The organism is Paenarthrobacter sp. NPDC091669, assembly GCF_044756725.1.
Lineage (GTDB): Bacteria > Actinomycetota > Actinomycetes > Actinomycetales > Micrococcaceae > Arthrobacter > Arthrobacter bambusae_C.
On sequence record NZ_JBIVTK010000017.1, the window covers coordinates 60,073 to 68,687 of the forward strand.

At 64.2% G+C, this 8,615-nt stretch carries 7 protein-coding genes and 2 tRNA genes; 1 reads left to right on the forward strand and 8 read right to left on the reverse strand.

What is annotated here, in order from left to right; translation table 11 throughout:
• Positions 1-2 precede the first annotated feature (2 nt).
• Positions 3-539 (forward strand): DUF1697 domain-containing protein, encoded by a 537-nt coding sequence (locus ACIQLI_RS21665; protein WP_400392311.1) that lies wholly within the window; start codon positions 3-5, stop codon positions 537-539.
• A 13-nt stretch (positions 540-552) separates the two neighbouring features.
• Here ACIQLI_RS21665 and ACIQLI_RS21670 read toward each other — a convergent pair whose 3' ends face one another.
• The 8 genes from ACIQLI_RS21670 to ACIQLI_RS21705 form a co-directional block, all read right to left on the reverse strand.
• The gene (locus ACIQLI_RS21670) at positions 553-2,172 is read right to left on the reverse strand and encodes a GTPase (RefSeq protein WP_400392314.1); all 1,620 of its coding nucleotides are present in this window, start codon (positions 2,170-2,172) and stop codon (positions 553-555) included.
• Positions 2,169-3,950: a dynamin family protein gene (locus tag ACIQLI_RS21675; protein WP_400392317.1), complete on the reverse strand. Its 1,782-nt coding sequence runs from the start codon at positions 3,948-3,950 to the stop codon at positions 2,169-2,171. The genes ACIQLI_RS21670 and ACIQLI_RS21675 overlap by 4 nt, the downstream gene beginning before the upstream one ends.
• A 106-nt stretch (positions 3,951-4,056) precedes the next feature.
• A tRNA-Glu gene (locus ACIQLI_RS21680) sits at positions 4,057-4,132 on the reverse strand.
• 126 nt (positions 4,133-4,258) lie between these two features.
• A tRNA-Gln gene (locus tag ACIQLI_RS21685) sits at positions 4,259-4,330 on the reverse strand.
• A 126-nt stretch (positions 4,331-4,456) separates the two neighbouring features.
• Complete coding sequence (locus tag ACIQLI_RS21690; protein WP_400392320.1) at positions 4,457-5,215, reverse strand: HAD family hydrolase; 759 nt, start codon at positions 5,213-5,215, stop codon at positions 4,457-4,459.
• Between the two features lie 14 nt (positions 5,216-5,229).
• Positions 5,230-6,750, reverse strand: a complete 1,521-nt coding sequence (gene gltX / locus ACIQLI_RS21695; RefSeq protein WP_354228491.1) for a glutamate--tRNA ligase — start codon at positions 6,748-6,750, stop codon at positions 5,230-5,232.
• A 130-nt stretch (positions 6,751-6,880) separates the two neighbouring features.
• Positions 6,881-7,657 (reverse strand): fumarylacetoacetate hydrolase family protein, encoded by a 777-nt coding sequence (locus tag ACIQLI_RS21700; protein ID WP_354228489.1) that lies wholly within the window; start codon positions 7,655-7,657, stop codon positions 6,881-6,883.
• A 23-nt stretch (positions 7,658-7,680) separates the two neighbouring features.
• Positions 7,681-8,481 (reverse strand): MBL fold metallo-hydrolase, encoded by an 801-nt coding sequence (locus tag ACIQLI_RS21705; RefSeq protein ID WP_400392330.1) that lies wholly within the window; start codon positions 8,479-8,481, stop codon positions 7,681-7,683.
• Positions 8,482-8,615 lie beyond the last annotated feature (134 nt).

Here is an 8,615-nt window from a genome sequence, read left to right on the forward strand (position 1 = left end):
GCATGGACAACTACGCCGTCTTCCTCCGCGGTATCAATGTTGGTGGCATCAACATCAAGATGGCCGACCTCAAGGCCGCACTCCAGGACTACCCGTTCGCCAAGGTTAAAACCCTCCTGGCCAGCGGAAACGTGGTGCTGCAAAGCGAGCTCAAGGCCCAAGAGGTCAAGGCGCAGTTCGAGCAGTGCCTGCGGAAGACCTTCGGCTACGATGCCTGGGTAGTGGTCCTCACAGCAGCAAGGGTGGCCGAACTCGTGGAGGCGTGCCCCTACCCGGCAGATGACAAGTCCACCCACAGCTACATCACCCTTGCCTCCGATACTGCGATGCTGGACGAACTCTTCGAAGCCGGTGCTGCCCTGGGCGGCGTGGAGCAGGTACGCCTGGGCCCCGAAGCGTCAGCGTGGCTGGCACCAGCCGGCGGTACCTTGGACAGCCCGTTCAGCAAACTCTCCGCCAAAGCCCGCTACAAAGCCGCCACCACCACCCGGAACCTTCGCACACTCATCAAAGTCCGGGATGCTGCCGCAGAGCTATAAACTGCACTCTTCCCTACTTGGAGCGCGCCACCTTCAGCGCCGCATTGAACGCTTTCAAGCGCGTAATCTCCACCTCGACAGGCTCCACGATTCTGTGCCCGGCAACTGACGCCACCGCTGCTTTCAAGCGCTTCGCTGCCCCCGACGCCCTGATACGCGCAGCCCAGCCTCCAAGAATCCTGCCGGTGATGGCAAGGACGATGCCCAGCCCGACTCCCCCGGCCACCATCAACGTAGGCCAGGGCCAGCCCTCCGTCCGCGGCACCTCCGGCACGGGCATCTGGAAGTAGCCCAGCGCGGCCAGCACACCGAGCCAGCCCAGTCCTCCAACGGCCATCACAAGCGCCAGCCATTGGAGGGTGTTGAACAACGCCCACCACAGGGGCCGTTGCGTCGCCTTCAGGTCGGTACCGGCGATGGCTTGATCCAGGGCATCGGGCAACTGCTCCCGGCCGTCCCGGGCCACGGCGCGGATGGCTGCCCGCCAAGGTCCCGGAGCACCGGCTGATGCCTCGTCCGCAAAATCCCGGACCGCAGCATCGGTTCGTGCCCGCTCCGGCGCACCGGCGGGCGGCAGCGATGTCCGGTTGAGTTCGGGCCTGGTGTCCTCCCGCCGCAGGTTCAGCCTCCGCAAAGGGTCCGGACGGAAGCGCAGCAGCCAGCGCGTCACGGGCCATCCAGTCCTTCGGGCCGATTCCCTCTTGAAGGACCGCTGGACTGCGTCCACCACCACGGGCACGTTGGCCGCCGTCGCCAGTTCAGACGCAAGCCGTGCCTTGGCGCCGGCAGTGATGCCTCGGGCTTCACCTTCGCCGGACGCGTGGGCGAGTTCCGCGCCGGCCTTGACGACGTCGGCCGCAAGCCTCCGCGTTGTTGCCTCGCGTTGGACCACGACGTTCCTGATGGCAGCACGGACGGCGGGGACGCCGTCGCCGGTTAATGCTGACGCACCCACCAGGCGGACTGTCCCCAGCCCGTCACGCTCCAGGATGCCCTCCAGCGATTGCATCACCGCAGAAGCATCCGCTGCGTTGAGCTTGTCCACCTGGTTCATTACCACCAGGGTGACGGCGCCATGGGAGGCCATGGGCCGAAGGAAGTCATTGTGCACCGCAGCGTCAGCGTACTTTTGCGGATCCAGGACCCAGACGAGGACATCCACCATGCCCACCATGCGCTGGGCGATCTCCCGGTTTTCCACCCTGGTGGAGTCGAAGTCCGGCAGGTCGAGGAGCACCAGGCCTGTGTCTTCGTCGGCCAGTCCCGGGACTGGGGGCAGTACGTGCCGCTCCTTGACGTCCAGCCAGTCGAGCAACGGGCCGCTGCCGTCCTCACCCCAAATTCCCGCCAAGGGCGCTGAAGTGGTGGGGCGTCGCGCCGTCGCGGTGGCGAGCCCGGTACCGGACACGGCATTGAACAATGAAGACTTACCGCTGCCCGTGGCCCCAAAAAAACCCACCACGGTATGCCCGGCCGACAATGAACGCCTGGAGGTGGCACGCTCCAGGACGTCATAGACAGATTGCAGGTTTTCGTCAGGAAGCACGCCTTCAGCGAGTTCGCGGGCCGTGTTCAGCGCCTCGAGCCGCCGCTGCAGTTGGGATGCCTCGCGGACCTGGCCGTGGCGGCTCATGCGGCCCCCGCCAGGCGGCGGAGGGTCTTGGCGTGCCGGGCCAACTGGTTCCCTGAGCTTGGATGCGCCGCTTCAAGGCGGTCGAGGAAACGCAGCCGTTCATCGTCCAACAGCCGTTGGCACTGCGTATGGAGGTCATCCCGCGCCTGCTGCGCCAGGCGACGCACGGCGTCCTCGCCGAATACGGCTTCCAACAACTTCTGGCCGACTACTGCCGTGCCGCCGGCGATGCCGATTTCCAGCCCGCTCAAGCCTGCGGTCATGGAGAACACCACCACCATGAGTGCAGCGCCCAGGCCGTTGACTCCAAAGGACAACCAGCGGGCCTGGGTCCGTTTCCCCTGCCCCTGAGTGCGGATCATCTCCATCAGCCCTTCCTGCCAGCTCCGGATGGCAGCGGCTGATTTCGCATCGAAGCCCTCGCTTGTCCCTGACAGGTCGTCGGCGCCTAGGAGGTGGCGGCCCGCAGCGTCAGCACGCCAGCGCCGGTCCACGTTTTCTGCTGCGGTGGCGGCCTCGTCCAGGATTACTGCCTGCAGCCCGGTTTCGATGGCGGTCTCCACCTTAACCGCGGGAGCCGGCTCCCCGCGGAAGAAAGCACCCACCCGGTCCCGCATCCGCCCGATGTTCTGCTCCAAGGTCCGGAAGAATTCCCCCGTGCCCACAAAGTCCTGCCACCTCGCCAGCACCTCTCCGCGGAGCAATGCACCGTCCTTGGTGGCCTCAAGAATGCGCGAGAGGGCCTGCTCATACTCGTGAACGCAGATGGTCTGGAGTTCGTGCGCAGCGGCATCCTGGGCTGATGCCGCTTCGGCGATGCCCTCCAAACGGACGCTGACGGCCTTGACAGCTCCATTAAGAGTCCGCCGTGCGACGTCCGCCCTTCCGGCCGCATTCGCTGCCAGGGTTCCCAGCCATTGACGCAGCGCGGACACCGATTCTTCCGGCAGCATTCCCAGCCCGTCCAAGGCACTTTCAGGAACGACGAAAAGCTCTGCCCCACTGAGCCCTTGCCGGTCCAGCATGGCTTTAAGGTCAGTCCTGACTTCGTCTTCGGCGGCCGGGGGCACGCGGTCCAGCACCACGGCTACGGTGATGTCACGCGACGCCGCGTCCAAGAGCAACCGCCAAGGGACGGCGTCGGCGTAGCGGTTGGCCGTGGTGACAAACACCCAGAGGTCCGCGGCCGCGAGCAGCTGTCCAGCGAGCCTGCGGTTGTCATCTGAGATCGAGTCGACGTCCGGCGCGTCCAGGAGTGCTATGCCCTGCGGCACAGCGGCATGCCCCACCAACACCAATGACGTGATCGCGTGGGCGTCCGGCGCGGCACCGGCCTGGTTGGCGGGCATCGGGTTCGTTGACACAGTGCCGCGGATGCGGTCCAGGCTGGGAAGTATCCTGTGGCCTTCAAACCACTCGGCGTCGTCGGGGTGGTGCAGGAGGATGGGTTGGCGTGTGGTGGGCCTAATGGCGCCTGCCCTGGTTACCGGATACCCCACCAGCGCGTTGACCAGCGTGGACTTCCCCGCACCTGTTGAACCGCCAACGACGGCCAGCAGCGGCGCGTCCAGGCTGCGGTAGCGGGGAATGACGTAGTCGTCGAGTTGCGCAAGGGAATCGCGAATCCATTGACGGGCAGCCGGGGCCTCCGGCACGGCGAGGGGAAGGGTGCTAGCCGCGAGCTCCGCGCGGGCAGCTTCCAAAGCCTCGACGGCGGCGGCCGCACCTTGAGGTATGGGGGTTTGCCGGATAGCTGCCGGGTCTTCGTTTGCGGTCACAGCATCATCATGCCAGCCTGATCCATGTCCCGGGCGCTCGGCAGGCGTTATGGGCAAAACAGAGGCAAAAAGAAATCCCCCGGAACCATGGTTCCGGGGGATTCGGTGGTGACCCCAGCGGGATTCGAACCCGCGTTACCGCCGTGAGAGGGCAGCGTACTAGGCCGCTATACGATGGGGCCTTGCACTTTTATCACCGTTTCCGGCGATCAAGCTGAATGAGTATTTCATACTTTCAGCTCTGTTCCAAATCGCTTCAGCGACTCGAAACTTCCGAAATTCCTGCGTATCCACGCGGATTTTCAGAGCTGGGATACCAGGACTCGAACCTAGAATGACGGTACCAGAAACCGTAGTGTTGCCAATTACACCATATCCCAAAGTGACTTTCAGGCCGGAGTTCCTCGCTTCGGTTTCCCTTGGCTTTTCCCTCCGTGCCCCTCAGCACGAGTAATGACTCTACCGGAGTCTTGCCACCTGCACAAATCGGGAAGCCGTTACCTGCATCACACGATTCGCAGCGCTGGATGCGTGCCTTCAACGGCGCTTGTTGCTGTGGCCAGCAACCGTGTCAGGGAGTCCACTTGGCGTCCCGTGAATTCCTCCACTACCTCTCCGGTCCTGTTCAGCCACACGCCCTTCAGCCCGGCCGCCGTGGCGCCATCAGCGTCGAGCAGCCTGTTATCCCCGACGTAGAGAGTCTCGCCAACCGCCGTACCCAGGAGGCGCACGCCCTCGAGATAAATGGCAGGATCCGGTTTGGGCACGCCAACAGTATCCGTGCCTACCAGAACCTTGATCCTGGAAAGACCTGCACCGTCCAGCTTGGCGCGCTGGTAATCGTGCACGTTGTTGCTCACGGCTCCATAGGGAATGCCGGCGGCGTCGAGCGCATCGAGCACCTCTGCGACGTCGTCAAAGGCCCTCACGTACGCCGTCTGGCGCTGGTGGTACTCAGAGACCCAGGCCTGGGACTCGTCGCCTTCACCGAGTTCCACACCGAAGTGACCCAACGCAGCCCGGCCGCGAAGCAGCCGCTGCTCATTGAACGTCAACTCGCCGGCCAGGTATCGGTCATAGAAGTGCGTGGTCTCGTGCGTAAAGATGCGGCCGAACTTCACCCACCCGGCCTGGTCCAGGCCGGGCAGGAGATGCTCGCTGACGTCACGCAATGCTGTGGTCATGGCGTACTCAAGGTCCACCAGGGTGTCATCGATGTCGAAGAGGACACCGCGGATAGTGCCGAAGGAGCTTGCGATCGCCATGACTGAAGCCGTCCTTAGCCGCGGAAAGCGCGAACGCGGGCCAGGGATGAATCCTTTCCAAGGATCACCATGGATTCGAACAGCGGCGGCGAAATGCGGCGGCCGGAGATGGCCGTGCGCACAGGCCCGAAGGCGGCCCGGGGCTTGATGCCCAGGTCCTCCACGAGAGCCTGCTTCAGCGCCGTCTGGATGTTCTCAGCCGTCCACTCCTCAATGGGCTCCAGCGCTGCCAGGGCGGCGTCGAGGACCTCGCCCAGGTTGGCAGGGAGTCCCTTCCGGGCGTCATCCGCGACGTCAATGGCGTCGTCGGCTTTGAACAGGAACGCCAGCATCTCAGGAGCCTCACCCAGGAGGGTAATGCGTTCCTGCACCAGCGGGGCGGCCTCGGCAAGAACCTCTTCCTGCCGCGGTGTGAGGATCTCCCCTACGAACCCGGCAGCTCGGAGGTAAGGGACCAGGCGCTCCTTGAAGTCCTCCGGCGCCAGCAAACGGACGTGCGTTCCGTTGATGGCCTCGGCCTTCTTGATATCGAAGCGGGCCGGGTTCCCCAGGACATCGTGGATGTCGAAGTTGGCCACGAGCTGCTCCACGGTGAAGATGTCCTCGTCAGCGCTCAGCGACCAGCCCAGCAAGGAGAGGTAGTTCAGGAGGCCTTCGGGAATGAAGCCCCGCTCCCGGTGCAGGAACAGGCTGGACTCGGGATCACGTTTGGAGAGCTTCTTGTTGCCCTGGCCCATGACGTAAGGCAGGTGTCCGAACTCCGGCATGTACTCGGCCACACCAATGGCGTAGAGCGCCCGGTACAGCGCAATCTGTCGCGGAGTGGAGCTCAGGAGGTCCTCGCCGCGCAGGACATGGGTGATTCCCATGAGCGCGTCATCCACAGGGTTCACCAGGGTGTACAGAGGGGCGCCGTTGGCGCGGACCACTGCGAAGTCGGGCACGGAGCCTGCTTTGAAAGTGATCTCGCCGCGGACGAGGTCGTTGAAGGTCAGGTCCTCGTCCGGCATGCGGAGACGCAGGACAGCTTCGCGGCCTTCGGCCTTGAACTGGGCCAGCTGTTCCTCGGTCAGGTGCCGGTCAAATCCGTCATAGCCCAGCTTCGGGTCGCGGCCTGCGGCTTTGTGGCGGGCCTCAATTTCATCCGGAGTGGAGTAGGACTCGTAGACGTGGCCACCGGCCTTGAGCTTGGCAATGACGTCCTGGTAGATATCGCCACGCTGGGACTGGCGATACGGCTCGTGCGGGCCGCCAACCTCTACGCCCTCATCCCAGTTGATGCCGAGCCACTTGAGGGCATCCAGCAACTGGTGATAGCTCTCCTCGCTGTCGCGGGCGGAGTCCGTGTCCTCGATGCGGAAGATCAACTTGCCGCCCGTGTGGCGCGCATACGCCCAATTGAAGAGGGCGGTACGGATCAAGCCAACGTGCGGAGTTCCAGTAGGCGACGGGCAAAAGCGGACGCGGACCGGAGTCTCGGCGTTGACGGCAGGGATAGCGCTGGAGGCAGCGTTCGACGCAGAAGCAGTAGTCATAGTAGTTCCAACTTTACCGCTTGGCACCGCCCCGGTTTCCCTGCTGGAAGCGCTCGACGGCGGCACTGACCTTTCGTGCGAAAGGCGGGTGCCGCCGTCGGGCCCTGGCTTTTGAGGTTTCGCGGGAAGCCTAGCGGCGGACCACCGGGTTGGACAGCCGGCCGATGCCTTCGATCTCCACCTCAAAACGGTCGCCCTCGCTGACCAGGCCGACGCCCGCCGGGGTACCGGTCATGATGACGTCGCCCGGCAGCAGGGTGAACGCGTGGGAAACGATCGAGACGAGTTCACGGACGCCGCGGATCATCTGGTTGGTGCTGCCGTCCTGGCGGAGCTCACCATTCAGCCGTCCCTGGATGGACAGGTCTTCGTGGTCGAGGTCCGTTTCGATCCACGGGCCAAGCGGCGCAGAGGTGTCGAAACCCTTGGCGCGGGCCCACTGGAGGTCCGTCTTCTGGACATCGCGGGCGGTGAGGTCGTTGCCGCAGGTGTAGCCAAAAATGACGTCGTCCGCGCGATCCTCCGGAACGTCCTTGCAGATGCGGCCGATGACCACGCACAGCTCAGCTTCGAACGAAACCTCCTCCGAGAACTCAGGGAGGATGATGGGATCGTTCGGGCCGATGACCGAGGTGTTGGGCTTCAGGAACAACAAGGGCTGCTGGGGAACTTCGTTGCCGAGCTCCGCTGCGTGCTCGGCGAAGTTCCGGCCGACGCCAATCACCTTGCTGCGGGGGATGATGGGCGCAAGGAGCCGCACGTCCTCGAGCTTGTGCTTCACATGGGTACGTTCGACGCCGTTGAAGAAAGGGTCGCCGTTAATGACAGTGATTTCCTCACTGCCGGGCTCACCGTCAACAACGCCGTAAAGGGGATCAGAATCAACTACAAACCGGGCGATACGCATGGGCTCAAGCCTACAGTCCGGGCTTAGCTCCGGAGGTAATCCAGCTGGGCTGCCACGGAAGTCTCCGCCGCCCACCTGACAGAAGGGTCGACGTCGGGATAGACAGCATCCGTCACCGCACTGATCGCGGCGTCCTGCCCAAGGTGTTTGAGTGCGGCCGTGATTTGAGCGAGTCGCTGAATACGGTGGTCGCGGTACTCCCGGCACTTTACATCCAAGGCGGGGAGCATGGGTCCGTGGGCCGGCAGGAGGGTTGCCGGTCCCAGCGCTTCCAGCCTGTCCAGGCTTGCAAGATAGTCGCCCAACCGGCCGTCGGGATAGTCCAGGACCGTGGTGCCGCGTCCCAGAATGGTGTCACCTGTGAGCACGGAGCCGTGCGGGCCGTCGCCGGGGAGATGGAAGCACACGGAATCGGAAGTGTGGCCCGGGGTTGCCACAACGCGGATTTCAACGCCGCCTACCGTCAGGACTTCGCCGTCCATGAGCGGCTCTCCCCCATGGCAGTGCTCCTGGGATGCCGCCCGGACCGGAGCCCCGGTCAGCTGATGGAAGCGGGCCGAGGCTTCCGTGTGGTCCGCGTGACGGTGGGTGATCAGCACCACCTCTACCGCGCCCGCTGCCGCGAGTGCGGCCAGATGCCCTTCATCGGCCGGTCCCGGGTCCACCACAGCCACCCGGCCGGAGCCTGGCACGCCGATGATGTACGAGTTGGTGCCATCCAAACTCATGGGTCCCGGGTTTGGGGCCAACCGGAAACGGGTGAGTTCGCTGCTGCGCTGCAGGGAGGAGTCGTCGTCGCTCGGTGAGGTGCCGGAAGTCGCCATTGATTCTGAAGTCACTCCCCCATCTTGGCACCTCAGCGCACCCTCGTTACCTTTTTCGTAGCCCGTTTCCTGGTGCAGGATATGGGTGTGCTGGCCTGCTGACCCCGGCATGATTGCGACCCTCTGTTGATTCG